The sequence below is a fragment of the Skermanella sp. TT6 genome (assembly GCF_016653635.2).
Lineage (GTDB): Bacteria > Pseudomonadota > Alphaproteobacteria > Azospirillales > Azospirillaceae > Skermanella > Skermanella cutis.
Genome location: NZ_CP067420.1, coordinates 240,017 through 266,564, shown reverse-complemented (window position 1 = coordinate 266,564; position 26,548 = coordinate 240,017). Strand labels below are relative to the sequence as shown.

The window sequence follows — 26,548 nt, the reverse complement described above, 5'->3', positions numbered from 1 at the left end:
GGCGGCGCCTACCGGAAGAAATGGATCAGCAGCCCGGCAGCGGCGCACGCGCCGATCACCGGCAGCACCCCGGCCTTGAAGCGGAACACCGCGACCACGGCGGCGGCGCTCAGCAGCGCCGCCGCCGGGTCGATGGAGGCCGGGACCGGCCAATCGATGCTCATCCCGGCCACCCGGGTCTCGCGCACCTCCCGGAACAGGACGTGCAAGGCGAACCATATCGCCAGGTTCAGGATCACCCCGACCACCGCCGCGGTGATGGCGGCCAGCGCGGCGCCCAGGGCCCGGTTGCCGCGCAGCTTCTCCACGAAGGGCGCCCCCAGGAAGATCCACAGGAAACAGGGCACGAAGGTGACCCAGGTGGCCAGCAGCCCGGCCAGCACGCCGGCCAGCAAAGGCGGCAGGCTGCCGGGATCGCGGAACGCGGCCATGAATCCCACGAACTGGAGCACCATGATCAGCGGTCCCGGCGTCGTCTCGGCCATGCCCAGCCCGTCCAGCATCTCGCCCGGTCGAAGCCAGCCATAGGTCTCCACCGCCTGCTGGGCGACATAGGCCAGCACGGCGTAGGCGCCGCCGAAGGTGACCACCGCCATCTTGGAGAAGAACAGCGCGATCCGGGTGAAGGTGTCGTCCCAGCCCAGCCACAGCGCCAGCGCCAGGATCGGGCCGAGCCACAGCGCCAGGCAGATGGCGGCGACCTTCAGCGACCATCCCAGGGTCGGCCGGGCATGGGCGGGGATCTCCTCGCCCAACAACGATTCGGCATCGTCCACGGCGCGTCCCCCGACCGAGCCGTGGCCGCCACCCCCGGCGAAGGCGCTCCACCCGAAATGCCCGCCTGCCAGGCCGATCAGCGCCGCCCCCAGCACGATCAGCGGGAACGGCACGTCGAACAGGAAGATCGCGGCGAAGGCCGCCGCCGCGATGCCCAGCGCCGCCCCGTTCCTCAGCGCCTTGCCGCCCAGCCGGACGACCGCCTGGAGCACGATCGCCAGCACCGCCGCCTTCAGGCCGAAGAACAGCGCGGCGACCAGCGGCACCGACCCGAACGCGGCATAGACCAGGCTCAGCGCCATGATCGCGACGACGCCGGGCAGCACGAACAGGATTCCGGCGATCAGTCCCCCCGCCGCCCTGTGCATCAGCCAGCCGATATAGACGGTCAGCTGCTGGGCCTCGGGTCCTGGCAGCAGCATGCAATAGTTGAGCGCGTGCAGGAACCGGGTCTCGCCGATCCAGCGCAGTTCCTCGACCAGGATCCTGTGCATCAAGGCGATCTGCCCGGCCGGCCCGCCGAAGCTCAGCAGGCCGATCCGCATCCAGACGCGGAACGCCGTCCCCAGGCTGACGCCGTGGCCCGGACTCGACGAACCCGGCCTCGAAGAGCCGGGCCGCGGCGGACCGGAGCGGTCCGCGGGGATGTCTGTCATGTCGGGAAATCCTTGCCCCGGTTGTCGCCCGACAGGACCCTAGGCCGGAGTCCCGTCCGGGAGCAACAGCCCCGCGGCGGGGCACCGCCCAATTCAGCCGCCCCGCTCCATCTCGTCCTGCCGCATCGGCATCGAATCAATGGCGGCGAACAGCTCCTCGGCCAGGATCGGCTCGCTCCGGCGCAGCTTCTCGGTCCCGTCCTTGCCGATCAGGATCGCGGCGAACCCTTCGGCCGGCGCGCCGTATCGCTCGCGGAAGCCCGCCGCTTCCGGATCGCTCGCCGGCATCGCCCGCACGATCAGGTCCCGGTCGGCGAAATCGTCCTTGTTGTCGGCGGCGCTGGTCAGCTGGTGCTGGACCTGGGGATCCTCGGGCGACGGGCCGAAGACCAGCAGGACGCGGTTCTTCCCGCGATAGACGTCCAGGGAAACCATCGGGAAACTCCTCGGGCAATCGATATGTCGAACCTCGTCAACACTCCGCCCCACGGTCCCGTGCCGCGACTTTCCGCCGATTGCGGCGATCGCATTTGAGGCATATGATCGGCATCACGGCAGCGCATCCGCGCCCGCCGCGTCTTCCGGGGGAGCAGACAGTCCATGAAAGCCTTCGTTCTCGGCGTCTTCACCGCCGTCGTCCTGGCCGTCGGGGCGGCCGTCGTCCTTCAGAACTATGTCCAGCAGCCGGCGTTCCAGGCCTTCAGCACCTCTTCGGTCCGCGTCTGACCGGGAGGTCGGCCCCCTTCTACGCCCCCTTGTCCAGTGCGAGAATCCAACAGGGAATCGGGTCAGCCCGCGGCCAGCATCGCCTGGCCCGCGGGTTTGCGAAGGGCCTGGGCGGCGTTGAGCACCGCCTTCTGAAGCTTCTCGAACGCCCGAGCCTCGATCTGCCGGATCCGCTCGCGCGACACGGCGTAGCGCTCGCCCAGCACCTCCAGGGTGGCCGGCTCGTCCGCCAGCCGGCGCTCCATCAGGATCTGCCGCTCGCGGTCGTTCAGCTTCTCCAGGGCCTGGTCCAGCAGGCGTCGCCGCAGGGCCAGCTCGTCGGCCTCCGCGACCACCGCCTCCTGGGTCGGCCGCTCGTCCGACAGCAGGTCCAGCCAGTCGGTATCGCCTTCCGCCCCCACTGCCGCGTTCAGCGAGCTGTCGCCCATGGACAGCCGGCGGTTCATCTCGACCACTTCCGATTCGGGCACGTCCAGCTCGGTCGCGATGGTTGTCACCGTGGCCGGCGACAGGTCGCCCTGCTCCAGCTCCTCCATCCGGCCCTTCAGGCGGCGCAGGTTGAAGAAAAGCTTCTTCTGGGCGGCGGTGGTGCCCATCTTGACCATGGACCAATTGTGCAGGATGTATTCCTGGATCGCCGCGCGGATCCACCAGATCGCATAGGTGGCGAACCGGAAACCGCGGTCCGGGTCGAACTTCTGGGCCGCCTGCATCAGGCCCACGTTGCCCTCGGCGATCAGCTCGGACGCGGGCAGGCCGTACCCCGCGAAGCCGCGCGCGATCTTGATCACCAGCCGCAGATGGCTGCCCGTCAGCAGGCGCAGGGCCTCCTCGTCGCCGCGCTCGCGCCAGGCGATCGCCAGGTCCCGCTCCTGCCCGGGATTCAGCATGGGAAAGCGTTTCGCTTCGTCCAGGTAACGGCCCATGCCGCCGCCGGCCTGCGCGATGTTCAGCAATGTCATTCGTCGAGCCTCCTCTTCGTCGACATGTCCCACCCTGACGTAACCCGCCCGACACGACAAAATCGCCCAGTTCCGGCGGTGATTCTGAAAATCACCCCGTGCTGGGTCGATGCGCGTCGAACCGGTATAGGTCGGGATTTCCGGGAAGTCCGCCGATCCAGTACGGCTCCTTCCGAGCCTCGACGAACAGACTAGAGATAAGATTTCCTGACCGGATTTCAAGTGCTTACGACCGGTGACGCGGACCGGTATCGCATATTGACTAGGAACCATCGACCCCGTTGATAACAGATCTATAACACGGATGACAGCGATTCGGCCCAATTCATGGCTGCTTTGAAAAATCGGAGCCTTCGTCAGTAAATTCACGCCGCCCCCGCCCCAAACGAAAAATCCTACCGGCTCCGCGGCCTTTTGCCGGCTGCCGCCTCCGGCCAGTCCTGACGGAATCTCCTTGAGGCTTTTGAAAGCATTGCGCGATCTGATAACTTGCCCTGCCGACATCATGGGTCGGCTGGCAGGCGGTTCGGTGATCCTTTGTTTCGGAGGCAGGGAAATGATCGTATCAAGTCCATCGTTCGGCGCGGTGGATCTGACGAACTGCGATCGTGAGCCGATCGAGATCCCGGGATCGATCCAGCCCCACGGCGTGCTGGTCGTCCTGCACCCCGAAACCCTGTGCATCCTCCAGGCCGCCGGCCCGACCGAAACCCTTCTCGGCAGCACCCCCGGAGAGCTTGCCGGCATCCCGTTCGGCTCGCTGGTGAACGCCGACGCGATCGGCGTGATCCGCGACGTCGTGGCGCGGGCGAACCTCATTCCCCGGTCGAAGAACCTGTTCAGCTTAGAACTGGCCGCCGCCGACCGCCGTTTCGACGCCTCCGTCCATGCCGGGGAAGCCGGTCTGGTCGTCGAGCTGGAGCCGGTGGACGGATCGTCCCCTCTGCCCCCCGGCGGCCCGCTCGGGCTGGTCCAGGCGATGCTGGGCGCGGTCCAGGGCGCCGCCACGCTCCGCGACTTCTGCCGGGGCGCCGCGGAAGAGGTGCGGCGGGCGACCGGATTCGCCCGCGTCATGATCTACCGCTTCAACCAGGACGGCATCGGGCACGTCTTCGCCGAAAGCCGGCGCGACGACATCGGCTCCTACCTCGACCTGCACTATCCCGCCTCGGACATTCCCGCCCAGGCGCGCGACCTCTACCGCCGGAACTGGCTTCGCCTGATCCCCGACGCGCGCTACCGGCCGGCTCCCCTGGTGCCGCCCGTCAGTCCCCTGACCGGCCGGCCGGTCAACCTGGCGCACTGCGCGCTCCGCAGCGTCTCGCCCCTGCACCTGGAATATCTCGCCAACATGAACGTGCGGGCGTCCATGTCGCTGTCGATCCTGCGCGGCGACCGGCTGTGGGGACTGGTCGCCTGCCACCATGACGAGCCCCGTTACCTGCCCCACGGCACCCGGGCCGCCTGCGAGCTGTTCGCGCAGATGTTCTCCTTCCAGCTCGACGCCAGGCTCAAGGCCGAGATGCTGGAGGAAGCCATGCGCTTGCACGGCGTCCACGACCGGCTGGTCGGCGTGATCTCGCGCGACGACGACCTGGCCGGCGGCCTGATGTGCCACAAGCCGAACCTGCAGGACTACGTGCCGTGCTCCGGCGTGGCGCTGTGGCTCGACGGCCGTTTCTCCTCGATCGGCACCACCCCGGACCAGGCGACCGTCAAGGACCTGGTGGACTGGCTGGACCGCTCCAGCCCGGACGGCGTGTGGGAGACCGACCGGCTTTCCCAGGTCTGGCCCGGCGGCGATGGCATCCGGGAGATCGCCGCCGGCGTCCTGGCGCTCTCGGTCTCGCGCAGCCCGCGTGATTACATCCTGTGGTTCCGGCCGGAGGTCGTCAGGACGGTCACCTGGGCCGGCAACCCGAACAAGCCGGTGGAGGCGACGTCCGCCGGCGACCGGCTCTCGCCGCGCCGCTCCTTCGAGGCCTGGAGGGAAGAGGTCCGCGGCCGCTCCCACCCCTGGAGCGAGGCGGAGATCGCCGCGGCCCGGACGCTCCGCACCACCCTGCTCGAAGTCGTGCTCCGGCGGGTCGACCAGATCGCGAAGGAACGCGAGACGGCCCGGCGCAGCCAGGAACTCCTGCTCGCGGAGCTGGACCACCGGGTCAAGAACACGCTCGCCAACATCCAGGCGCTTGTCCAGTACTCCGCCTCCGGGCACCGGGGCAGCTCCACCGCGCTGGAGGACTTCACCGCCTCGTTCGGCCAGCGTCTCCGCGCGATGGCCTACGCCCACAGCCTGCTGACCCGCAGCCGCTGGGAGGGCGCCGACCTGCGCAGCCTGCTGGAGGAGGAGATGCGCGCCCACCAGGATCCCCGGGCCGCCGGCCGGCTGCGTCTCGACGGCCCGGCGATCCTGCTGCGTCCCAAGGCGGCGCTGGCGCTCAGCATGGCCGTCCACGAACTGGTCACCAACGCCGCCAAGTACGGTTCGCTCTCTACCCCCTCCGGCACCGTCACGGTGCGCTGGGCGCTGGACGGCCCCGCCGAGGCCCGGGTCTTCACGCTCGACTGGACCGAGCGCGGCGGCCCCGCCGTGACGCCCCCGGACCGCAGCGGCTTCGGCCGCATCGTCATCGAGAGGAGCCTGGCCTACGAGGTGGACGGGACCAGCCGGCTCGATTTCGAGCCCGAGGGCGTGCGCTGCCGCATCGGCATCCCGGAGGAGCACGTGATCGACGTCACCCCGCCCCCCGCGCCGCCGGAAGCCGGACCGTGCGATCCCGCTCCGGCCGCGTCCCGGCGGCCCCGCCGGGTCCTGCTGGTCGAGGACTCGGCGCTGGTCGCGATGCAGGTCGAGCACATGCTCCTGGCCGCCGGATGCGAGGTGGTCGGTCCGGCCGCCCGCGTCGCCGCGGCGCTCAAGCTGGCCCGCGAAGAACCGATCGACGCCGCGGTCGTCGACATCGATCTCCACGGGACCCCCTCCTGGGACGTCGCCGACGTCCTGGCCGGCCGCGGCATCCCCTTCCTGCTCGCCACCGGCTTCAGCTCCGACGATGCCCTGCCCGAGCGCTTCCGCCATGTCCGCCGCCTGTTCAAGCCCTACTCCTCCGGAGACTTCGCGGAAGCGCTCGATACCCTGATCGGGAGGGCGGCCTACCCGGCGTAGGCGGCGTCGAAGAAGGCCTCCTCCAGCACCATCATCCGCCGGAAACTGTCGCGCATGGCGGCCCCGGTCGCCTCGTCCGCCGCCGCCCCGACCCGGTCGGTCTCCTCGCGCAGCCAGGTGACGAAGGCCTCGAACTCCGGGATCGCGTGCAGCTCGATCCACTCCGCCAGCCAGAACCGCTGCGGCCGCCGGGCCGGGCAGGCCTGTGCCCAGGTCAGGTAGCTCCACTCCGCCGCGACCAGCACGGCGAGCATGTGGGGATAGCTGCCGCTGCGCCCGGCCCCCTCCAGCACGGCGATGAAGTCCCGCGTCACCGGTCCCAGTTCGGGCGTCTTCCACGTCCCTTCGGGAATTCCCAGCGCCTCGAACGACCGGAGGAAGAAATCGTTCTCGTCGGCGGTGACCGCCGCCGCGAAACCGGCGAACCGCCGCTTGGACGGCATCGCCGGCGCCGCCGCGATGGCGCTTCCCAGAAGCGAGACGAAGCTGTTCACGAAGGCGTAGTCCTGCACCAGGTAACGCCCCGCCACGGCATCGTCCAGGCTATCCTCCCCCAGTTCCCGGGCGAACCGGTGCGTCGTCATCCGCGTCCAGTGCGGCTCCGCCTCGCTCCTCAGCCAGTCGGTGAAACGCGCTTCCGGATCGTTCTTCCTGTACTCGTCGAAACTCATGCTCCCGGGCCTTCCCTTGTCTTCCGTTTCCTCGCCGCCGAGGATAGCCCGCCGGCCCCCGTCATGACACCCCGACGACGGGGGCGTAGCATTACTGTCGAGTCACATCGCTCGTTGAACCGCTCCGGCCCTCGCAGCCGGCCGTTCCATTCGCCGCACGGTGTTGCGCCATGGGCGCAACTTACGGCTGGATGCAGGGCGGAGGCGATGCGGCCCGACGATCGTCGGTTGCGCCCATGGCGCAACGCATCGGACCGGTTGTCTCGGGAGGATCAACCTGATCGGGTACTCGCGATAGGACGGGGGAAGCCTTGCGGCTCGAAGGCTCAGGGACCGATGTGCAGGGCTGACGCGAGCCGGGCGCGCAGGCGCGGCGCGGTCCAGTCCAGGAAGGCGCGGACCTTCAGCGGCAGCAGGCCCTGCTCCGGATAGACCAGGCTGACCGGCACCGGCGCGGGGCCGAAAGGCTCCAGCACGGGCACCAGGGCGCCGCTCCTCACCTCGTCGGCGACCTGGTACGACAGCAGCCGGGTGATCCCCAAACCGGCGACCGCCGCATCGACCGCGGCCTCCGCCGTGTTGACCGCCAGGCGCACGCGCGGCACCGCGACGCCGCGGGAGTGGCGCCAGTCCGGGTCGGCGGGCGTGCCGCGGAACTCGATGCCGTCATGGCCGGCCAGATCCTCGGGCGTTCGCGGCGTACCCCGGCGCGCCAGATAGTCCGGGCTGGCGCACAGGAGACGGCGGATCGAACCGACGCGCGTGGCGACCAGCGTGCTGTCGTCCAGCACGCCGATGCGCAGCGCAAGATCGACATGCTCCTCGTGCAGCGTCACCGACCGGTCGATCAGCAGCAGCCGCAGGTCGATCTCGGCATGGGCCGCCAGGAACTCCAGCGCGATCGGCAGCAGGTGGCGGCGGCCGAACACGATCGGCGCGGTCACGTTCAGCTCGCCGCGCGGCTCCCGGTACTCCCCCGATGCGGTCCGCTCCGCCTCCTCCACCTGCTCCAGGATGCGCTTCGACGCGGCGACATAGGCGCGCCCGGCATCGGTCAGGCCGATGCGCCGGCTGGTCCGCACCAGCAGACGGGTGTGGAGGTGGCGTTCCAGGTCGGCGACCTTGCGGCTGACCGTGGCCAGCGGCTGGCCGAGCCGACGCGCCCCGGCGGACAGGCTGCCCGCCTCGACCACCGCCAGCAAAACGCTCATCGCCTCGAACCGGTCCAACCCAGCCTCCCATGAAACGGGAGGGAAACTCCCGAAACCGCAGGATACTGCACTCCCACGGAAGGCATTAGGTTTTCTTCAGCCGATGGCATCGGGCGATCGGCAAGGACCGCCCCTCACGAAGGAGAACCGACATGCTTCGCAGAACGCACCCGCTGCTCGCCCCGACCGCTGAAACCGGATCCGCCGAAACCGGATCGGCCCCCTCGGAGTCCGGATCGACGCAGGTCCGCTACCGCACCGTCGCCGTGGACGGCCTCGACATCTTCTACCGGGAGGCAGGTCCCAGCGGCGCGCCGGCCATCCTCCTCCTGCACGGCTTTCCGACCTCCTCGCAGATGTTCCGCGACCTGATCCCGCGCCTCGCGGACCGCTACCGCGTGGTCGCGCCGGACTATCCCGGCTTCGGCCACAGCGCCGCCCCGGACCGCGACGCGTTCGCCTACACCTTCGACGCCTATGCCGCACTGGTCGACAAGTTCACGCGGCAGGTCGGCCTCGACCGTTTCGCGATCTACGTCATGGATTACGGCGCTCCGGTCGGCTTCCGGCTGGCGACCGCCAACCCCGACCGGGTGACGGCGCTGGTGATCCAGAACGGCAACGCCTACGAGGATGGCATCGCCGGCTTCTGGGACCCGATCAAGGCCTACTGGCGCACCGGTGCCGCGCCCGAGCGCGAGGCGATCCGCTCGTTCACGTCGCTCCAGGCGACGCAATGGCAGTACACGCACGGCGTCAAGGACACGAGCCTGATCAGCCCCGACGCCTGGACCCTCGACCAGGCGCTGCTCGACCGGCCGGGCAACCAGGAGATCCAGCTCGACCTGTTCTACGACTATCGCAACAACCTTCCGCTCTATCCGCGGTGGCAGGCCTATTTCCGGGACCGCAAGCCGCCGGCCCTGGTGGTCTGGGGCGCCAACGACGAGATCTTCGTGGCGCCAGGCGCGGAAGCCTACCGGCGCGACCTGCCCCATGCGGAGATCCACATGATCGACACCGGGCACTTCGCGCTCGAAACCCACGGGCCGCAGGTCGCCGCGCTGATCCGCGACTTCCTCGACCGCTCCGTCGGCTCCAGCCGGGCGTAGGGGCGCGATCATGATCAACCGTTTCCTGCAGATCGCCTCGACCCCGTCGGTCCGGTCCGCGCGGGAGAAGCAGGGCAGCGCCGCGGGCTACGCCCGGTTCGACGGTACCCTCGATCCGGACGGGCCGGTCGCCCACGACCGCCTCGGCGCGGCGGAGGTGGAATTCATCGCCCGGCGCGACGGCTTCTACATCGCCTCGGTGTCGGAAACCGGATGGCCCTATGTCCAGTTCCGGGGCGGTCCCCCGGGCTTCCTCTGGGTCCTCGACGACCGGACCCTGGGCTTCGCCGACTTGCGCGGCAACCGGCAATACATCACGGTCGGCAATGTCGGGCAGAACGACCGGGTGGCGCTGTTCCTGATGGACTACGCCCACCGGCGCCGGCTGAAGCTGTTCGGCCGGATCGCCCTGGTGGAGGCCGGGGACGACCCCGGCCTCGGCGCCCGGCTGGCGGTGCCGGGCTACGCCGCCGGGGTCGAGCGGGCGGCCCTGGTCACCGTCGAGGGGTTCGACTGGAACTGCCCCCAGCACATCACCCCCCGCTTCACCGAGGCCGAACTGGCCGACGTGCTCGCCCCGCTGACCCAGCGTCTCGAAGAGCTGCGGGCCGAGAACGACCGCCTCAAGTCCGCCCTGGCGGAGCGGGCCCGACCTCCCGGTGAGGCTGTAGCCCCTCGTTGAGGAAGCGTTGGTGTCCGTTCACACCCATAAGATTGCATTCCTCAGAATTGGGTGATAATATACCTACGCCATCTGCCCGGAGAGTTCCCGCCCTGTCCGCCTGCGCCAGCACTATCAAGTCCACGGGTGTTAGGCACGGTTTTGGCCTGCTGGTCACAAGCCCGAACTCAAGGCAGAACTATCCCCCGGTTCGTCATGCCTGGACTTGATCCACGGCTGTCCGGCACGGTACTTGCTAATCAACCATTGAGAACATTTCTAGTGACCGTTTTCTCCTTCAGTTCGTTATCCGCGGGCTTGACCCGCGGATCTCAAGGCACGGAGGCTCCGATGCTTCCCGTGAACGATGGCCGGATCAAGTCCGGCCATGACGAAAATGGAGTAATCTTACCTCAAACTAAACCTTTCGTAGCGTAAGCAATCGCTGTGCCGGACAGCCGTGGATCAAGTCCGGCCATGACGACAAGACGGTCATTCCCCTGCCGGGGATGCGCCTCTCGGTTGATCCAGCGGATACCGCGCCTGGGGCCGCAGTCATGACGAATCATGACATCCAGCCATTCCGGCTAATCCTCGTGCCGGTTGCTGCGCAGACGCTTCACGGCGGACCGCTGGCCCTTGGCCTCCAGGCGCCGCTGCTTGGACCCGAAGGTCGGTTTCGTGGGGCGCCTGGGCGTAGGCGGGATCGACGCCTCGCGGATCAGTTCGGTCAGGCGCTCCAGCGCCGCGTCGCGGTTGCGCCGCTGGCTCCGGTACTGGTCGGCGACCAGGATCAGGACGCCGTCCTGGGTCAGGCGGTTCCCGGCCAGCCGCTCCAGCCGCAGGCGCACGTCGTCGGACAGGTTGGGCGACCGGCGCACGTCGAAACGCAACTGTACGGCGGTCTCCGTCTTGTTGACATGCTGGCCGCCGGGACCCGAGGCCCGGACGAAGCTCTCCTCGATCTCGTCGTCGTCGAGGGATATGCGGTGCGTGATCCGGATCATGGGCCGAATATCGCCTTTCCCCCGGTCCCGCGCAACGGCTCCCCGAACCGGAACGCCATCCGTGCCCATCCGCGATCCCGGAACCCCGCCGCGCCGGCCGTCAGCCGGAACCCGCGCCCTCGGAAGCGGCGCCCGTACCATGACGAATGCTGACATTCGCCCCCGCCCGCGGCGCACCGGACGCCCGCGCGATGTGCATCAGCCAGAGCAGCAGCAGGAGCCCCGGCAGTGCCGCCGAGGTGGAGAGGACGTAATAGGCCACCCAGTCCATCCGGTCGGCCAGCCAGCCGCTCGACGCCGCCAGCAGGTCGCGCCCCAGGGCGGAGAAGGACGACAGCAGCGCGTACTGCGTGGCCGTATAGGCGACGTTGCACAGGCTCGACAGGTAGGCCACGAAGGCCGCGGTCCCCATGCCGCCGGTCACGTTCTCGACCGCGATCACCACGGTCAGCATGCCGATGTCGTGGCCGCTGCGGGCCAGCAGGACGAACATCAGGTTCGACACCATCTGGAGCAGCCCGCACACCAGCAGGCTGCGCATCACCCCGAACCGGCTGACCACCACGCCGCCCAGCAGCCCGCCGACGATCGAGGCGCCCAGGCCGAACGCCTTGGTGACGTTGGCGATCTCGATCTTGCTGAAGCCCAGTTCCAGGTAGAAGGGCGTCGCCATGGCCCCGGCATAGACGTCGCCCAGCTTGTAGATCGCGATGAACAGCAGGATCGCGGCCCAGGCCCGGCGTGTCATGAAATCGGCGAACGGCGCCACGACGGCGCCGAACAGCCAGGCCAGCAGCTCGGCGCGCCAGCCCTTCAGCCCCGGCCTCATCTCCAGGAAGTCGGCGACCGACCGCTCCCGCCGCTCGGACTCGGGCGAGGCCCGGACCTCCGGCTCGCGGTTCAGCAGCATGGTGACGAAGCCGACGCCGACCAGCGCCGCCATGACCGCGTAGACCAGCGACCACGGCAGGACGCTCGCCAGGTAGAGCGCCCCCGCCCCCGAGGTCAGCATGCCGATGCGGTAGCCCAGCACCACCGCCGCGGCGCCCGCGCCGTACTGGTTCTCGTCCAGGATCTCGACCCGCCAGGCGTCCAGCACGATGTCCTGGCTGGCCGAGCAGAACGACACGCACACGGCGAACAGCGCCATCCACCAAAGCTCGGCGATCGGATCGGTCGATCCCAGGCCGAGCAGCGACAGCATCAGGCCTGCCTGGGTCAGCACCGCCCAGCCGCGCCGCCGCCCCAGCAGCCGGGTCAGGACGGGCAGCCGCAGACGGTCGATCAGGGGAGCCCAGGCGAATTTCAGGGTGTAGGGCAGCCCCACCAGCGCGAACAGGCCGATCGCCGTCTTGGCGATTCCCCCCTCGACCAGCCAGACGCTCAGCGTGGCGCCGGTCAGCGCCAGGGGCAGCCCGCTGGAGAAACCCAGGAACAGGATCGCGATGACGCGGCGGTCGAGATAGACCGAGGCCGCGCCGGCCCAGGAGGACAGTGCCACGAGGATCGAAACTCCGCCGGGAAAACGGGATGCGCCGCAAGCACCCGGTTTAGCCCGGCCATGGTTAACAAGCTATGATCGGAACGGCGGGATCGTCGGAAGCGGCGCGCCGGCCCTCCCGTCACGCCGGCTCGCCGCCGCCCTCGCCCACTCCGTCACCGCCGCCCTCGCCCTTCTGGCGCGCCCGCAGGTACTCGGCGAAGGCGAGCATGGCGAGCGGTCCCGGCTCCATACCCTCCTGCCCGGCCATCCAGTCGCGGAACTCCTGCGGGTCGGCGGTCGTCCGGATCACCGGAAGCCCGCGGATCCGGGCCTCCTCGACCAGCTCGTCCATGGTGGCGCGATGGTACTGGAAATCGTCCTCGGTCATGTCGTCGCCCAGGACCCGGCGGAAGTCCTCGAAATTGGCGAAGTCCATGACGTCCAGCTCGCTGATCTCGCCGTTGTTGACCCGCTCGATGAAGGCCTCGACCGGATCGGCCTCCTCGTCCTCGTCCAGCTCGCCTTCCCTCCGCTCGACCTCGGCGGCCAGTTCGCCCAGCATCTCGTCGGTCATGTCGAGCTGGTACTCCACCGCCTCGGCGGCGGCCTCGATCAGGCTGAACAGCACGCGGCCCTTGGCGCGCTTGGGCGTCAGCCAGACCAGGTCGGTCAGGAAGCTGCCGTCGCTCAGGGCGATCATGGATTCGCGCGGGTCTCCGGGCGGCGCCACCGCCATCGTGAAGGGGGGATCGCCCAGATGAACGACGGACATCTCCTCCTCCACCCGGATCTCCTCGGAGGTGAGGCCGAGGCTGACCCCGACGACATAGGTGCGGCGCTTCACCGACATGAACCGTGTCTCCCTGCAGCTTCCAGCCCGCTGTGTACCATGCCGCAGAGGGACCGTACCATGCCCGAGACGCCTCCGGACCCGCCCCCGACCTTGATCCGGGCGCCCTCCCCCTCCATCATGCGCCGCGCAACGAGGCCAGCGGAGACTTGCCGATGAAATCCCCATCCCTGCTGATCGCCGCGGCGCTGCTGGCGGCGGGCGCCCTGATGCCGGCCGGCGCCTCGGCGCAGAACCGCGACCGCCTGGTCATCGGCATGCAGCTGGAGCCGCCGCACCTCGACCCGACCGCCGGCGCCGCCGCGGCGATCGACGAGGTGACCTATTCCAACCTGTTCGAGAGCCTGACCCGGATCGACGCGCGGGGCGAGGTGGTCCCCGGACTGGCGGAGAGCTGGGAGGTCTCGCCCGACGGATTGACCTACACCTTCAAGCTGCGGCCGGACGTGACCTATCATGACGGCACCGGCTTCGATTCCGCGGACGTCAAGTTCGCGCTGGACCGGGCGCGCGGGGCCGATTCGGTCAATGCCCAGAAAGGCTATTTCGCGGCGATCGGGTCGGTCGAGACGCCCGACCCGCTGACGGCCGTGGTCACCCTGACCCGGCCCGACGGCCAGTTCCTGTTCAACATGGGCTCCAACGACGCCGCCATCGTGGCGCCCGAGTCCGCCGCGACCAACCGGCAGAAGCCGGTCGGCACCGGCCCCTTCCGGTTCGACCGCTGGGTGTCCGGCGACCGGGTGGTGCTGGTGCGCAATCCCGGTTTCCGCGACCCGGCGGTGCCGAAGCTCGGCGAGGTGGTGTTCCGCTTCATCAGCGATCCGGCGGCCCAGCTGAACGCCATGCGCTCCGGCGACGTGGACGCCTTCCCCAACATCGGCGCCACCGAGTCCCTGCCGGTGCTGGAGGCCGACGGGAACTTCACCGTCACCGTCGGCACGACCGAGGGGGAGACGGTGCTGGCCCTCAACAACGCGCGCAAGCCGTTCGACGACGTCCGGGTTCGCCGCGCCGTGGCCCATGCGGTCAACCGGCAGGACGTGATCGACGGGGCGATGTTCGGCTACGGCACGCCGATCGGCAGCCACTTCGCCCCGCACCGCGCCGGCTACGTGGACCTGACCGGCCTGTATCCCCACGACCCCGCCAAGGCGCGGGCGCTGCTGGCGGAAGCGGGGTATCCCGACGGCTTCGACGCCGTGATCAGGCTGCCGCCGCCGGTCTATGCCCGGCGCGGCGGGGAGATCGTCGCCGCCCAACTGGCCGAGGCCGGCATCCGCCTGCGGATCGAGCCGATGGAATGGGCGCCCTGGCTGGAGCAGGTGTTCCGCGGCCGGGACTTCGACATGACCATCGTCTCCCACGTGGAGCCGCTGGACATCGATATCTACGGCCGGCCCGACTATTACTTCGGCTACCGCAGCGAGCGATTCGCCGCCGTCCTGGACGAGCTGAGCCGCACGGTCGAGCCGGACCGCCGCGCCGCCCTGTACGGCGACGCCCAGCGCATCCTGGCCGACGACAGCGTCAACGTCTTCCTGTTCCAGCTGCCCAAGGCGGGCGTCCACAAGGCCGGGCTGACCGGCCTGTGGGAGAACAGCCCGGTTCCGGCCAACGACGTGACGGCTGTTTCATGGAAATGAGGCGTTTCATGGAAATGAGGCGTTTCGTGGAAGTGACATGACCGGGTTCCTCGCCCGGCGCCTGGTCGGCCTGGGACTGACGCTGTTCCTGGCTTCCCTGGTGGTCTTCACCGTGCTGGAGGTGCTGCCGGGGGACCCGGCCCTGCTGATGCTGGGCGTCGATGCCCGGCCCGACACCCTGGCGGCGCTGCGCGCCCAGATGGGGCTGGACCGGCCGGCCCCGGTCCGCTACCTGGCCTGGGTCGGCGGGCTGCTGGACGGCGACATGGGCGTCAGCCATACTTACGGAGTGCCGGTCGGGGACCTCGTGCGCGACCGGCTGGCGGTCACCGTCCCGCTGGCCGCCCTGGCGATCCTGCTGTCCACGGCGGTGGCCCTGCCGCTCGGCATGGCGGCGGCGTCCCGGCGCGGCCGGCCGGCGGACTACGGCGTCATGGCCTTCAGCCAGCTCGGCGTGGCGATCCCCAATTTCTGGTTCGGCATCCTGCTGGTGCTGTGGCTGGCGGTCGGGCTGGGCTGGTTCGACGCCGGCGGCTTTCCCGGCTGGTCGGCCGGCATCGGCCCGGCGCTGAAGGCCCTCCTGCTGCCGGCATTGACCCTGGGCCTGACCGAGGCCGCGATCCTGGCGCGGATCACCCGGGCGTCGATCCTCGACACCCTGGGGGAGGATTACGTCCGCACCGCCCGCGCCAAGGGCCTGGGACCCGGGGCCGTGATGCGGCGGCACGTCCTGCGCAACGCCCTGATCCCGATCACGACCATCGTCGGGCTCCAGTTCGCCTTCCTGCTGGGCGGCGCCATCGTGGTCGAGAACGTGTTCTTCCTGCCGGGGCTGGGCCGGCTGCTGTTCCAGGCGATCAGCCAGCGCGACCTGATCGTGGTCAAGGACGTGGTGATGGTGATGGCGGCCCTGGTCGTCGCGGTCAACCTGATCGTCGACATCCTCTACGCCGTGATCGACCCGCGGCCCAAGGCCGCCCCATGAACCCGGGAGTCCTGAGGCGCTTCAACCATTCCGGCCTGCTGATCGGCGGCGCGCTGACCTTGCTGATGGCGGCGCTGGCCCTGGTCTCCCTGGCCTGGACCCCCTATCCGCCGGAAGCGATGCGCATCGCGGCCAGGCTCCAGCCGCCGAGCGGCGCGCACTGGCTGGGCACCGACCATTTCGGCCGCGACGTCCTGTCCATGATCATGGTCGGGGCGCGCAACTCCATCGCGGTCGGCGCCGTCGCGGTCGGGCTGGGCATGGCCGCCGGCGTGCCGCTGGGACTGGCCGCCACCGTGCTGGACGGCTGGACCGACGAGGCCGTGGGCCGCCTGACCGACCTGACCTTCGCGTTCCCGGCGATCCTGTCGGCGATCCTGGTCACCGCCCTGCTGGGGCCGGGCGCCGTCAACGCCATCCTGGCGATCGGCATCTTCAATGTCGCCGTGTTCGCCCGGGTGACCCGGGGCGCCGCCCTCCAGGTGATGGGGCGGCCGTTCGTCCGGGCGGCCGCCGCCCTGGGGCGCGGGCCGCTCTCGATCACCCTGGTGCATGTGCTGCCCAACGTCGCCGGCGCCCTGGCCGTCCAGGCCACCATCTCCTTCGCGGTGGCGATCCTGGCGGAAGCCGGGCTCAGCTATCTCGGCCTGGGCATCCAGCCGCCGGCGCCGAGCTGGGGCAAGATGCTGAACGAGGCGCAGACCTTCATGGCGTTGCGCCCGACGCTCGCGATCTTCCCCGGCGCCGCCATAGCCCTGGCCGTGCTGGGCCTCAACCTGCTGGGCGACGGCCTGCGCGACCTGCTGGACCCCCGCGCGCGGTCGCCTATGACGAATCTCAGATGAGATTCGTCGCGATAGCTCGGAAAACATAGACGGAATGCTTCCAGCTGCATTTTATATTCATTAACAATATGGGTCCGATTCTTCCGGTGACTTGAGAATGTTGGGATTCGACAGGAAATCCTGCGTCGAGCCCTTGAGAAGTCCCGCCCCTGCACGGCGGAGACAAACCCGGAGGACATGCCCGTGAAGCGCCTTCAATCACTGAAGATCTCCACCAAGATCTATCTGCTGGTGGGTTTCCTGGGGCTGATCGCCGCCCTGATCGGCACCGTCGGCGTCGTGACGCTGAGGACCTACGATGCCCAGATGGACGTCATCACCACCGCCTCGACCCGCGCCCTGCTGGGCGAGCGGGTCAACGGCCTGGTCAACTCGGTCGTGATGGACTCGCGCGGCATCTACATGGCGGAGAACCCGGAGCGCGTCGAGCGGTTCGGCAAGCCGTTGCTGGAGAACCTGAAGTCGATCGAGGACCTGATCCGGGAATGGCGGCCCCTGGTGCCGGCCGACCACCTCGCCCAGTTCGCGAAGGTGGAGGAGAGGGCCGCCGAGTTCGTCCGGTTCCGCGCCAGGTTGGTCGAACTCGGCCGCCAGGGCGGCGCCGCTCCCGCCCGGGAATGGGGCGACAACGAGGCGAACCGGACGAACCGGCAGGCGTTCAACAAGGAATTGCAGGCTATCGCCGCGCTGAACGCCGGCATGGTCGACGCCGGCTCCGCCGCGCTGGACACCTTCTACGACCGCATGCTGCTGACGCTGGCGCTGCTGTCCGTCCTAGGCGTCGGCTCCGCGGCGGGATTGGCCATCGTGGTGGTGCGCCGGACCGTGACGGGACCGCTCGCCGAGGTCACCGGCACCATGAAGCGGCTGGCCGGCGGCGATGCCGGCGTGGAGGTCAGGGGTACCGACCGCGGCGACGAGATCGGAGAGATGGCCCGGACCGTCGGGGTCTTCCGGGACAACCTGAGGCATGCCGCGGCCCTGGAGGAGCAGCGCCGCGCCGACGAGGAGGCCCGCGGGCGGCGCAGCCTCGGCCTGGAACGGCTGACCACCGAGTTCGGCGTCAACATCGACCAGGTGGTCAAGGCCGTCACGTCGCAGGCCGCCGAGATGCGCTCCACCTCCGAATCCATGTCGGCGATCGCCGAGGAGACCGCGCGCCAGTCGTCCGCCGCGGCCTCCGCCTCCGACCAGGCGCGGGTCAACGTCCAGACCGTCGCCGCGGCGGCGGAGGAGCTGAGCAGCTCCATCGGCGAGATCGGCCGTCAGGTGGGCGAGTCCTCGCGGATCGCCGGGATCGCGGTGGCCGAGGTGGAGCGGACCAACGGCAGCGTCGCCGGCCTGGTCGCCGCGGCGGACAAGATCGGCGAGGTGGTCAGCCTGATCAGCGACATCGCCAGCCAGACCAACCTGCTGGCGCTGAACGCCACGATCGAGGCGGCCCGGGCGGGCGAGGCCGGCAAGGGTTTCGCCATCGTCGCGTCGGAGGTCAAGAACCTGGCCAACCAGACCGCCAGGGCGACGGAGGAGATATCCCTCCAGATCTCGGGCATGCAGAGCGCCACCTCGGGCGCGGTCGGCGCGATCCAGACCATCGGCGGCACCATCACGAAGATCGACGAGATCGTCACCGTGATCGCCGCCGCGGTCGAGGAGCAGGGCGCCGCCACCCGCGAGATCGCCCGCAACATCCAGGAGGCCTCGCGCGGCACGGACGAGGTCAGCACCAACATCAACGGCGTCCACGGCGCCGCCGGGGAGACCGGCCGGACCGCCACCCAGGTGCTGGACGCGGCGGCCGGCCTGGCCCGCCAGGCCGAGGCGCTGCACCGGGAGGTCGGCGACTTCATCACCCGCGTGAAGAGCGCGTGACGGCCTGCCGTCCGGCGCGGCGGCGGATGCGGCGGCTCAGCGGCCGCCGCGCTGGAGGGCGATCGGCTGGGTGAACTGGAGCTCGACGTCCCACGGGAAATAGATCCAGGTATCCTGGCTCACCTCGGTGATGAAGGTGTCGACCAGCGGCCGGCCGGCCGGCTTGGCGTAGATCGTCGCGAAATGCGCCTTGGGGATCATCTTGCGCAGGACGGCGGCGGTCTTGCCGGTATCGACCAGGTCGTCGATGATCAGCCAGCCCTCGCCGTCGCCCTCGAAGCCCTTCAGGACGCGGGCCTCGCGCTGGTTCTGGTGGTCGTAGCTGGAGATGCAGACGGTATCGATCAGCCGGATGTCCAACTCGCGGGCGATGATCGCGGCCGGGACCAGGCCGCCGCGAGTCACCGCGACGATGCCCTCCCAGGGGCCCTTCTCGGCCATGCGCCAGGCCAGGGCCTTGGCATGACGGTGCAGTTCTTCCCACGAGACGGGGAAATGCTTGATGTTTTCCTTATCGGCCACGGCCATTCTCCAGCGCGACTGTCCACCCGGTATGATCGGCCGCTTATAACTTACGGGCCGGTCCGCGGCAATCCGACGCTCCGCCCCGCCGGACAGGCCAGCTTTGCGGAGCGCATCGGCGCCGGACGCGTTAACCTGGGATCGACGCGTTCCACAGGCACCCAGACGGAAACCACAGACATGCTGAACACCGCATCCGCCCGCCGCGGCATGGTCGTCGCCCCGCATCATCTCGCGGCCCAGGCCGGCCTGTCCGTGCTGCGCGACGGCGGCACCGCCGTGGAGGCGATGGTCGCCGCCGCCGCAACCGTCGCGGTGGTCTATCCCCACATGAACGGCATCGGCGGCGACGGCTTCTGGCTGATCGCGGAACCGGGCAAGCACCCGGTCGGCATCGACGCCAGCGGCGCCGCGGCGGCCGCCGCCGTTCCGGACCTCTACCGCGGACATGGCCATGCCGCGATCCCCGCCCGCGGCCCGCTGGCCGCCAACACCGTGGCCGGCACCCTGTCCGGCTGGGGCGCGGCCCTGGCCGCGGGCGGGGACTGGCCCGGAACCCGCCTGCCGCTCTCCCGCCTGCTGGAGGACGCCGTCCACTACGCCCGCGACGGCGTGCCCGCGACCGGCGGACAGGTCCGCCTGACGGCGGCCAAGCGGGCGGAACTGGAAGCCGTGCCCGGCTTCGCCCCGGTCTTCCTGCCCGGCGGCTCCGTCCCGGCGCCGGGCGCGCGCTTCCGGCAGCCGGACTTGGCGGGGTCGCTGGAGCGGATCGCGACCGCCGGGGTGGAGGACTTCTACCGGGGCGACCTCGCCCGCGCCGTCGCCGCCGGCCTGGAGCGGGCCGGCAGCCCGGTGGCGCTCGCCGACCTGGAGGCGCACCGGGCGCGCACCGTCCGGCCGCTCGGCGTGCGCCTGCGCAACGCCGCGCTCTACAACATGACGCCGCCGACCCAGGGTCTCGCGTCGCTGATGATCCTCGCCCTGTTCGACAGGCTGGGCGTCGCGCGGGCCGACGGCTTCGACCATGTCCACGGCCTGGTGGAGGCGACCAAGCAGGCCTTCCTGGTGCGCGACCGCCATGTCACCGATCCCGCCCGCATGACGGCCGATCCGGCGGACTTCCTGACCGAGGCCGCCCTGTCCGACCGGGCCGGCCGGATCGACCCGGCGCGGGCGATGCCCTGGCCGCGCTCGGGCCCTCCCGCCGACACGATCTGGATGGGGGCGATCGACGGCGCCGGCCGGGCGGTCAGCTTCATCCAGAGCACCTATTGGGAGTTCGGTTCCGGCGTGGTCGCCGGCGACACCGGCATCCTGTGGCAGAACCGCGGTTCCAGCTTCTCGCTCGACCCGAACGCCGTCAACGCGCTGGTCCCCGGCATGCGCCCCTTCCACACGCTGAACCCGGCGCTGGCCCGCTTCGGCGACGGCCGGGTGATGCCCTACGGCACCATGGGCGGCGAGGGCCAGCCGCAGACCCAGGCGGCGGTCTTCAGCCGATACGGCCTGTTCGGGCAGGAGTTGCAGCAGGCGGTGACGGCACCGCGCTGGCTGCTGGGCCGCACCTGGGGCGCCGACAGCACCAACCTGAAGCTGGAAGCCCGCTTCGCCCCCGAGGTGGTCGAGGCGCTTCGGGCCGCCGGACACGACGTCGAGGTGGTGGAGCCCTTCAGCGAGATGATGGGCCATGCCGGCGCCCTGGTGCTCCACCCCGACGGCACCATCGAGGGAGCCTCCGACTGCCGCTCCGACGGCGCCGTGGCCGCCTTCTGACCCGGCCTTCAAAAATCTTTCAGAAGGGGGTTGCGCGGCGCGATCCCATTGGCTAATTACAGGCCGCACGACGGACCGCACGGTCCAACGCCCCGCAAGAGGCGGTCGTGAAATGGCAAGCGCCCGTAGCTCAACTGGATAGAGCATCTGACTACGGATCAGAAGGCTAGGAGTTCGAATCTCTTCGGGCGCGCCACTTTCCTCCAATCAATTCAAGTATTTGGCATCGACCTCCGGGCCGCCTTCGGGCGGCCCTGGTCGTTTGGGGACCCACCGGGTACCCACCGGCGCGGCGGTTTTCAGCCGCCTCGGCGACCATCCGGCCGGTGCCGGAAACCCCGCAGTCCCCAATTCCGGCACCAGCGGCGCGCCGGGGAACCCATGGAGCAGCGATCCCGCCCGGCGGCTCGCCTCCGCGGATCCACGGCCCTGATGCTTCAGCCGAGGCGCCGGAGCACCCGACTCGCGAGTGCCGCGGAAACCAGGATGCCCCGCCCCGCGGAGACCGGCGCGCCAGAAGCCCGAGAAGCGCTCGCGCCCGATTCTCAGCGCGCATGACCTCGGGCGGGCTGCCAAGCCCCTCTAACCGGTGCGATGCCCGGCATGGCCGCCCCCTGTGCCTGGGATGCCGATACTCCCAGAGAGCTGCACGACGACGTCACCGCCGCCGCGGCCCGCGCGGACGATGCGACGCGGTTCCGGCCAAACCCGTGTTCGGTCTACGCCCGGAAGCCTCGACCGGCATGGCGTCTTCGGGGTGGAAGAACAGCCGCACGATCAGCCTGAGCCGGCCGGCGGCGGCGCTGGAGTGGTCCTCGACACGGCCGCCGCGGTTGCGGACCATCGCGGCGGCGCGCCGGGCCGGCGCCGGCAACTCGAAGCCGCCCACGCCCCCGTCCGGGGGCGGCTTCACCGCCGCCCCCGGACGCAGTGGACCCGTGAGCGAGAGCTGAACCACCTCCGAAGTCACTCCCTCGACCCGCATCTCCACCGTCCCGCCCGGCTGCACGGCCGAGATCGCCGCGCGCACGAGTGCCGGCAATGCCCGCGACAGGGGTGCCGGCGATTCGACCGTCATGCGCTGGCTGTCCGGCACCGCCAGCGATACCCTGACCCCGGCCGCGGTCGCGTGCCGGTGCTGCGCCGCCATCACCCGGCACAGCGTTTCCATCAACGAACGTCCCACCCCTTGGCCCCCCGCCGCCCCCTGTCACCGTCCGTTTTCAACACGTCCCGGGGTGACCGCAAGACCATCATCGGGACAGTGCATCCCTGACAAGCAATAAAAATGAAAGCCATATGCACAAAGACTTAAGGGCGAATTTAGAGGGCATTAACCGCACCTAGCCGAGTGTGCCGGGAACAACCCTTACGGCCACGAGGCCCACGACTTGCTCCCACTAAGACGACCTGTATCCTACCTCTACACGCTTCGCCTGACCGCAAGCGGCTGGGCCTGGGAGTATCTGCGCCGGAACCCGGACTACCAGGACGATTGGCAGTTGGAGCGCAGGACGGAGCGCCGCGCGCTGGGCCACCCGCCCGGAGAACAGTCGCGCAGGCCTGGAGACCGCGCCGCCCGCTGGGGCCTGGTGTTCCTGGAACCGCCCGACCAGACCGGACTGGAGGCCGTCCCGTTCTGGCGCGCCGACGCGATCCCGGGGCGCGTCCGCGTCGGCGCCCGGCCGGGACCCGGGCCGGGCACCGGGCTCTTCGACCTGTTCGCCGAGCCGGGAAACAAGGCGGTGTGCCTGACGCCCGAAGGCGCCTACGCCATCATCGAGCGCGGCCGCGAGAGCTTCCGGCTGTTGTTCGCCGACCCGGCCGACCTGCGCGACCGGCTGCCCGTAGAGGTCCGGTTCGGCGACCTGCCCTCCGACGAGCCGGAGCGCGAGGCGGCGCTGCGCTTCGTCCACCGGGCCGACGGCGGGACGCCGCCGAACCGCTTCCGGCCCGCCAACGCCGCCAACCTAATGCGGCAGCTCCAGGCGCTCGACGCCCGGCTGGCCGGAGCCGCCAGCCTGCGGGAAATCGCCGAAGCGGTGTACGGCCTGGAAGCAGTGGCGGGGGACTGGGCCGATCCCGATGGGGTTCGCCGTCGCCGGACCCGCTATCTTGTCGAGCGCGGCACCGAGCTGATGCGCGGCGCTTACCGGACGCTGCTCAGGCCACTGAAAGCCAAGGCGTAGAGCGGGTTTCGGCACGCTGGCCGGTCAATCGGCAGGGCAGTGCCGTTCGACTCTCCCGCCGCCCGTCCCGATCCGCGAGGCTACCCTCGGGGTGGCGGCTCTCCGCCCGCCACCGACCGGCAACCCTCGGGGAGACAAACCATGCCCACATCCGATATGACGCACCGGAGCGTGCCGGCCCGGGCCATCCCGGCGGAAGGCGGCCGTCGCTTCATGCCCACCGCCCAGGCCGCCGGGTACCTGGGCCTCAGTCCGCGCACGCTGGAGAAGCTGCGTGTCCGGGGCGGTGGCCCGGCCTATGCCAAATTCGGCCGCCGCGTCGTCTATGCCGTCGACGATCTCGACCACTGGGCGGCCGAGCGGCGTCGGGACTCGACCTCGGCGCCGGAACGTCCAGGCCGGCGGTGACGGGCCGGCTGAACGGAGCACGGAGCGGGCGGGACGACGCCCGCCCCTTCCCTGAAAAACAGACATAGAATTTAAACAAGTTGCTCGCTGCAATATGGAATAAAATTCAGGTAAAACTTACTGAACCTCCATGATTATGATAGCGTCCTATCATGATGATTCAAGGATGACCGATCTTTCATTGAGCGAAGCTCCATAAGAATACGATCGTAGGTTCACTTACTGTTCTTCCAGGTGCCGCGTTTCCGAGTGTCGACTATGCTCATTCACGATTTTGGGCGTCGGCGGGGAACCGGAGGGAGGTGGATCATCAAGGTCGTATTCCTTGGGGATCGCGGCGGCCTGTCCCGGACCAGGATCCGCATTCCGCTGGACGCGATGGGATGCCTCATCGCCGGGTATCTCGCCGACCCGGCGGTGGCGGCCGCCACGGTCGATCATGACGGCAGGCTTCTGGTCGAACGGATCGATGGCCGCACGCTTCGGCCAGCCGGCTTGACGCGCCGCGAGGTCGACTGCCTCGTCGGCGGCCTGGCCCACCGTCTCGGTCGCCGGCCCGGCGACCGGCGGCCGATCGTGATCGAGGACCCGGAGGCGGATCTCGCGGTGACAGCATTGCCGTCCGACGGTATCGTGGCACCCGCGATCAGCGTCGCCAGAATGGCGGCTCCCCGGCTGGACGGCTGGGTGGCGGCCGGCCTGCTGGACGGTGCGGACGCCGGGCAACTTCGCGAGCTGGTGCGCAACGGCGCGAACCTCGTGGTCGCGGCGCACGTCGAACTGGCCCGACGGCAGATCGTCGAGACGCTTCTCGCCGAGGCGGCAACCCACGGGCAGCGGGTTCTTCACGTCCAGGGACACGAACGGTTTCACACCGGGATGCCGGGGCTGGTCGCGATCGCCGCTCCGGCGGGCGGCGCGGTGTGCCGCGCCGGCATCGAGGCGCTCGCCGGCCGTCTGCGCCCGGACCGCCTCGTCTTCCCGGCCCCGACGATCGTGACGCAGTCCTGGCTGATCGACCGCGCCGCGCACCGACGACCTCCCTGCATCATGTCCATCCATGCCCGGGGCCCGGGGCGGGCAGCCGGCGAACTGGAACGGCTGATCGGCCTGACACCGGACGGTCCGCCGGCGTGCGCCGGGGCTGACCTGACCGACGCGGTCGTTTCCACCACGGCGCCGGGTGCGCCCTGGCGCCTGACGGAGGTCCGCAGGAGCCGGTGCGGACGCCGGCGTCCGCCCGCGGCGCCCTGGCGGGAACCCAAGGAGCCCGATCCCGACCCGCGACCTTAGAAACGTTCGTGCCTGAGACGCGCGGGAGCGGCCGAGGAGCCGGAAAGCCCCGGTCCCTGTCTGCGCCAAGCCGGACCGGACGCCGGAGCCGAAGGTGACCGACTCCGGAACTCGAGCCGCCACTTTCCCGTGCCTGTGGGATACGCGATGATCGGGAGAAGGCTTCCGGCCTGGAGGTTGCCGCGCGGCTCCAGGCATCCGCATCAGACTCTTGGGCGGTGTGCCGACCTCCCGAGCCGGCTCATCGAACCCCGTGCCCGCTTTGATTTTATTACGGCGACGGCTCCGACAGATTATTCATCAAGACCAAAACCCTCGCCCCCGACTTCCCGACAGCAACGAAAACCTTGCTACAATCTCGCTGAATAACCAGGTGAGCGATCGGCGGCGTGACCACCGATCGTCCGGCATGCCCCCGTTCGTCCGTTAGATCGTGAGCGTCCCTATACCTATGAGTCCTTGGCAGAACCTTGAAGCGGTCGGTCGGCAGCCGCAGTATCGAATTTGACGGAACATCACGAAGGCCGCGCTTCGCTGCCGCCTGAGGGTTCGCAATGACCAGGATCGTCTCCTACGTCAATCTTTTCGCGGGCGGCCCCGCCCCGCGGTGCACCGCGCACGTCTCGATCGGCGATGCCGCCCGCGAGATCGCCGCCGCGGGCGGTTCCGGCCGGCGCATCGGCACGCTCCGCGTCGAGTCCGACGCGTACGGGATCGTGCGTTGCGAACCGATCGATCCGGCGTTGCGCGCGGCTCCCAACGTGACGGCGCCTGTGTCATCCCGAATGCTTGAGCTGATCGCCGAGTACCGGCGCTGGACCGCGGCGCTCGACGTGATCGACTTCGGCGAGCGTCCGCCCGAGTGGGAGGCGGTCGCCGACCGACGCTGCCGCGCGATCGACGCGCTGCTTGCCGAGCGCTCCGCGAGCGTGGCTGACCACTGTGCCAAGTACACCGCGCTGATGAGCTTCTTTCCCGAGGACTTCGAACTGGTGTCCCTGGGCGTCCTGGCCGACGAGGCCCGCGGCCTGGTCGACGCGAGCCGGGGCGCGCCGGCGAAGGCGGCCGAGTGAGCCGCCCGCCTCACTCGGCCGAAACCCACACCGGGCGGAACACCCCGACGATGTCGGTCTCGCGGACCGGACCGTAGTAGCGGCCGTCCAGGCTGTTGGGCAGCCGGGACGTGTAAGTGAGCCACTCGCCGGGCTCCAGCGTCCGGCAGCCGCTCCAGCGGGGCAGCGGCACGCCGTCCGGCCCGGCCTCCAGAACCGGAGCGACCCGACGTCCGTTGATGGCGAGGTGATCGGTCGCGCAGACGTGGTCGCCGGGACCGGCCGCCAGCGGCTTGATCAGCAACGGCAGGCCGCCGGCATGGCCGCGGCGCCGGGCATAGTCCACCACGGCAGGAGGGGCGGTGAAGGCGATTATCTTCCCAACCGCCGGCTTTTCCCAAACAGCGCGGAGATATAAACCTTCCGGCATCGACGGCGTGCCGTTCCAGGTGAACAGCGTGACCTTCGGCGCAGCGAGAACCACGCCCAGGATCAGCAGCAGAACCGTATGAGGAACCAGCTTCGAAGCGATCGACCGGGCCTGTGAGGCTCTGGATCCGCCGCAGGACCCGGGTGGCGGAACAGAGCTCCCGGGAGGTGTCACGGATCGGGCCCTGCCGCTGGACGGGTCAGCGGAACTGCCGGGCTGGATGAGCCGCCACCGGACGGACCTGCCCC

Annotated in this window: 24 protein-coding genes and 1 tRNA gene; 14 read left to right on the top strand and 11 right to left on the bottom strand. The window is 69.7% G+C overall.

All coding sequences use genetic code 11. From position 1 onward, the window contains the following. Positions 1-8: 8 nt before the first annotated feature. Together chrA and IGS68_RS01240 are read right to left on the bottom strand one after the other, a co-directional pair. On the bottom strand, positions 9-1,433 hold the full coding sequence (gene chrA, locus IGS68_RS01245) for a chromate efflux transporter (protein WP_201076737.1): 1,425 nt from the start codon (positions 1,431-1,433) through the stop codon (positions 9-11). Positions 1,434-1,526: 93 nt separating this feature from the next. After that, positions 1,527-1,868 carry a DUF4174 domain-containing protein gene (locus IGS68_RS01240; RefSeq protein WP_201076736.1) on the bottom strand — a complete coding sequence of 114 codons (342 nt, stop codon included), beginning with the start codon at positions 1,866-1,868 and terminating at the stop codon, positions 1,527-1,529. A 165-nt stretch (positions 1,869-2,033) separates the two neighbouring features. On the opposite strand from IGS68_RS01240, the gene IGS68_RS35875 reads away from it, so the two are divergent. Then, on the top strand, positions 2,034-2,159 hold the full coding sequence (locus IGS68_RS35875; protein ID WP_256445747.1) for a hypothetical protein: 126 nt from the start codon (positions 2,034-2,036) through the stop codon (positions 2,157-2,159). A 62-nt stretch (positions 2,160-2,221) separates the two neighbouring features. Here the strand turns inward: IGS68_RS35875 and rpoH are convergent, their stop codons facing one another. Further along, positions 2,222-3,121 carry an RNA polymerase sigma factor RpoH gene (gene rpoH, locus IGS68_RS01235; RefSeq protein WP_201076735.1) on the bottom strand — a complete coding sequence of 300 codons (900 nt, stop codon included), beginning with the start codon at positions 3,119-3,121 and terminating at the stop codon, positions 2,222-2,224. Positions 3,122-3,677: 556 nt separating this feature from the next. Between rpoH and IGS68_RS01230 the strand changes: the two genes are divergently transcribed. Continuing rightward, positions 3,678-6,290: an HWE histidine kinase domain-containing protein gene (locus tag IGS68_RS01230; RefSeq protein WP_201076734.1), complete on the top strand. Its 2,613-nt coding sequence runs from the start codon at positions 3,678-3,680 to the stop codon at positions 6,288-6,290. Here the strand turns inward: IGS68_RS01230 and IGS68_RS01225 are convergent. After that, on the bottom strand, positions 6,278-6,961 hold the full coding sequence (locus tag IGS68_RS01225; protein ID WP_201076730.1) for a TenA family protein: 684 nt from the start codon (positions 6,959-6,961) through the stop codon (positions 6,278-6,280). The genes IGS68_RS01230 and IGS68_RS01225 overlap by 13 nt on opposite strands. Positions 6,962-7,287: 326 nt before the next feature. Next, positions 7,288-8,172, bottom strand: coding sequence for a LysR family transcriptional regulator (locus tag IGS68_RS01220; protein ID WP_247881118.1), 885 nt, complete (start codon positions 8,170-8,172; stop codon positions 7,288-7,290). A 152-nt stretch (positions 8,173-8,324) separates the two neighbouring features. Here IGS68_RS01220 and IGS68_RS01215 point away from each other — a divergent pair, with 152 nt between their 5' ends. Continuing rightward, on the top strand, positions 8,325-9,284 hold the full coding sequence (locus IGS68_RS01215; protein ID WP_201076728.1) for an alpha/beta fold hydrolase: 960 nt from the start codon (positions 8,325-8,327) through the stop codon (positions 9,282-9,284). Positions 9,285-9,294: 10 nt separating this feature from the next. Continuing rightward, on the top strand, positions 9,295-9,966 hold the full coding sequence (locus IGS68_RS01210) for a pyridoxamine 5'-phosphate oxidase family protein (protein ID WP_201076727.1): 672 nt from the start codon (positions 9,295-9,297) through the stop codon (positions 9,964-9,966). A 566-nt stretch (positions 9,967-10,532) separates the two neighbouring features. On the opposite strand, the gene arfB is transcribed toward IGS68_RS01210, so the two are convergent. The 3 genes from arfB to IGS68_RS01195 all read right to left on the bottom strand — a co-directional run bounded on the left by arfB (position 10,533) and on the right by IGS68_RS01195 (position 13,285). After that, entirely contained in the window at positions 10,533-10,952 is a 420-nt protein-coding gene (arfB, locus tag IGS68_RS01205; protein ID WP_201076726.1) for an alternative ribosome rescue aminoacyl-tRNA hydrolase ArfB, read from the bottom strand. 100 nt (positions 10,953-11,052) lie between these two features. Continuing rightward, positions 11,053-12,453 (bottom strand): AmpG family muropeptide MFS transporter, encoded by a 1,401-nt coding sequence (locus IGS68_RS01200; RefSeq protein WP_201076725.1) that lies wholly within the window; start codon positions 12,451-12,453, stop codon positions 11,053-11,055. 121 nt (positions 12,454-12,574) lie between these two features. Beyond that, entirely contained in the window at positions 12,575-13,285 is a 711-nt protein-coding gene (locus IGS68_RS01195; protein WP_201076724.1) for a hypothetical protein, read from the bottom strand. 155 nt (positions 13,286-13,440) lie between these two features. Here IGS68_RS01195 and IGS68_RS01190 point away from each other — a divergent pair, with 155 nt between their 5' ends. The 4 genes from IGS68_RS01190 to IGS68_RS01175 all read left to right on the top strand — a co-directional run bounded on the left by IGS68_RS01190 (position 13,441) and on the right by IGS68_RS01175 (position 18,633). Continuing rightward, positions 13,441-14,931 carry an ABC transporter substrate-binding protein gene (locus IGS68_RS01190; protein ID WP_201076722.1) on the top strand — a complete coding sequence of 497 codons (1,491 nt, stop codon included), beginning with the start codon at positions 13,441-13,443 and terminating at the stop codon, positions 14,929-14,931. Positions 14,932-14,968: 37 nt separating this feature from the next. After that, positions 14,969-15,916, top strand: coding sequence for an ABC transporter permease (locus tag IGS68_RS01185; RefSeq protein ID WP_201076720.1), 948 nt, complete (start codon positions 14,969-14,971; stop codon positions 15,914-15,916). Then, a complete protein-coding gene (locus tag IGS68_RS01180) occupies positions 15,913-16,761 on the top strand; it encodes an ABC transporter permease (protein WP_201076719.1) in 849 nt (282 codons plus the stop codon). The genes IGS68_RS01185 and IGS68_RS01180 overlap by 4 nt, the downstream gene beginning before the upstream one ends. Positions 16,762-16,938: 177 nt before the next feature. Next, entirely contained in the window at positions 16,939-18,633 is a 1,695-nt protein-coding gene (locus IGS68_RS01175; RefSeq protein ID WP_201076718.1) for a methyl-accepting chemotaxis protein, read from the top strand. 36 nt (positions 18,634-18,669) lie between these two features. Here the strand turns inward: IGS68_RS01175 and gpt are convergent, their stop codons facing one another. Then, the gene (gpt, locus tag IGS68_RS01170) at positions 18,670-19,137 is read right to left on the bottom strand and encodes a xanthine phosphoribosyltransferase (protein ID WP_371821899.1); all 468 of its coding nucleotides are present in this window, start codon (positions 19,135-19,137) and stop codon (positions 18,670-18,672) included. A gap of 198 nt (positions 19,138-19,335) precedes the next feature. Here gpt and IGS68_RS01165 point away from each other — a divergent pair, with 198 nt between their 5' ends. Both IGS68_RS01165 and IGS68_RS01160 read left to right on the top strand, forming a co-directional pair. Further along, the gene (locus tag IGS68_RS01165) at positions 19,336-20,928 is read left to right on the top strand and encodes a gamma-glutamyltransferase family protein (RefSeq protein ID WP_201076716.1); all 1,593 of its coding nucleotides are present in this window, start codon (positions 19,336-19,338) and stop codon (positions 20,926-20,928) included. Between the two features lie 119 nt (positions 20,929-21,047). Beyond that, positions 21,048-21,124 (top strand) — tRNA-Arg (locus IGS68_RS01160). Positions 21,125-21,586: 462 nt separating this feature from the next. Here the strand turns inward: IGS68_RS01160 and IGS68_RS01155 are convergent. Continuing rightward, a complete protein-coding gene (locus IGS68_RS01155; protein ID WP_201076715.1) occupies positions 21,587-22,099 on the bottom strand; it encodes a hypothetical protein in 513 nt (170 codons plus the stop codon). 220 nt (positions 22,100-22,319) lie between these two features. On the opposite strand from IGS68_RS01155, the gene IGS68_RS01150 reads away from it, so the two are divergent. The 4 genes from IGS68_RS01150 (at position 22,320) to IGS68_RS01135 (ending at position 25,891) form a co-directional block, all read left to right on the top strand. Further along, the gene (locus tag IGS68_RS01150; RefSeq protein ID WP_201076714.1) at positions 22,320-23,117 is read left to right on the top strand and encodes a DUF2285 domain-containing protein; all 798 of its coding nucleotides are present in this window, start codon (positions 22,320-22,322) and stop codon (positions 23,115-23,117) included. A 141-nt stretch (positions 23,118-23,258) separates the two neighbouring features. Then, positions 23,259-23,525: a helix-turn-helix transcriptional regulator gene (locus IGS68_RS01145; RefSeq protein WP_371821869.1), complete on the top strand. Its 267-nt coding sequence runs from the start codon at positions 23,259-23,261 to the stop codon at positions 23,523-23,525. A 378-nt stretch (positions 23,526-23,903) separates the two neighbouring features. Continuing rightward, positions 23,904-24,818: a P-loop NTPase family protein gene (locus tag IGS68_RS01140; protein ID WP_201076713.1), complete on the top strand. Its 915-nt coding sequence runs from the start codon at positions 23,904-23,906 to the stop codon at positions 24,816-24,818. A gap of 554 nt (positions 24,819-25,372) precedes the next feature. Beyond that, on the top strand, positions 25,373-25,891 hold the full coding sequence (locus IGS68_RS01135) for a hypothetical protein (RefSeq protein WP_201076712.1): 519 nt from the start codon (positions 25,373-25,375) through the stop codon (positions 25,889-25,891). A 10-nt stretch (positions 25,892-25,901) separates the two neighbouring features. On the opposite strand, the gene IGS68_RS01130 is transcribed toward IGS68_RS01135, so the two are convergent. Then, the gene (locus tag IGS68_RS01130) at positions 25,902-26,354 is read right to left on the bottom strand and encodes a S26 family signal peptidase (protein WP_201076710.1); all 453 of its coding nucleotides are present in this window, start codon (positions 26,352-26,354) and stop codon (positions 25,902-25,904) included. Positions 26,355-26,548 lie beyond the last annotated feature (194 nt).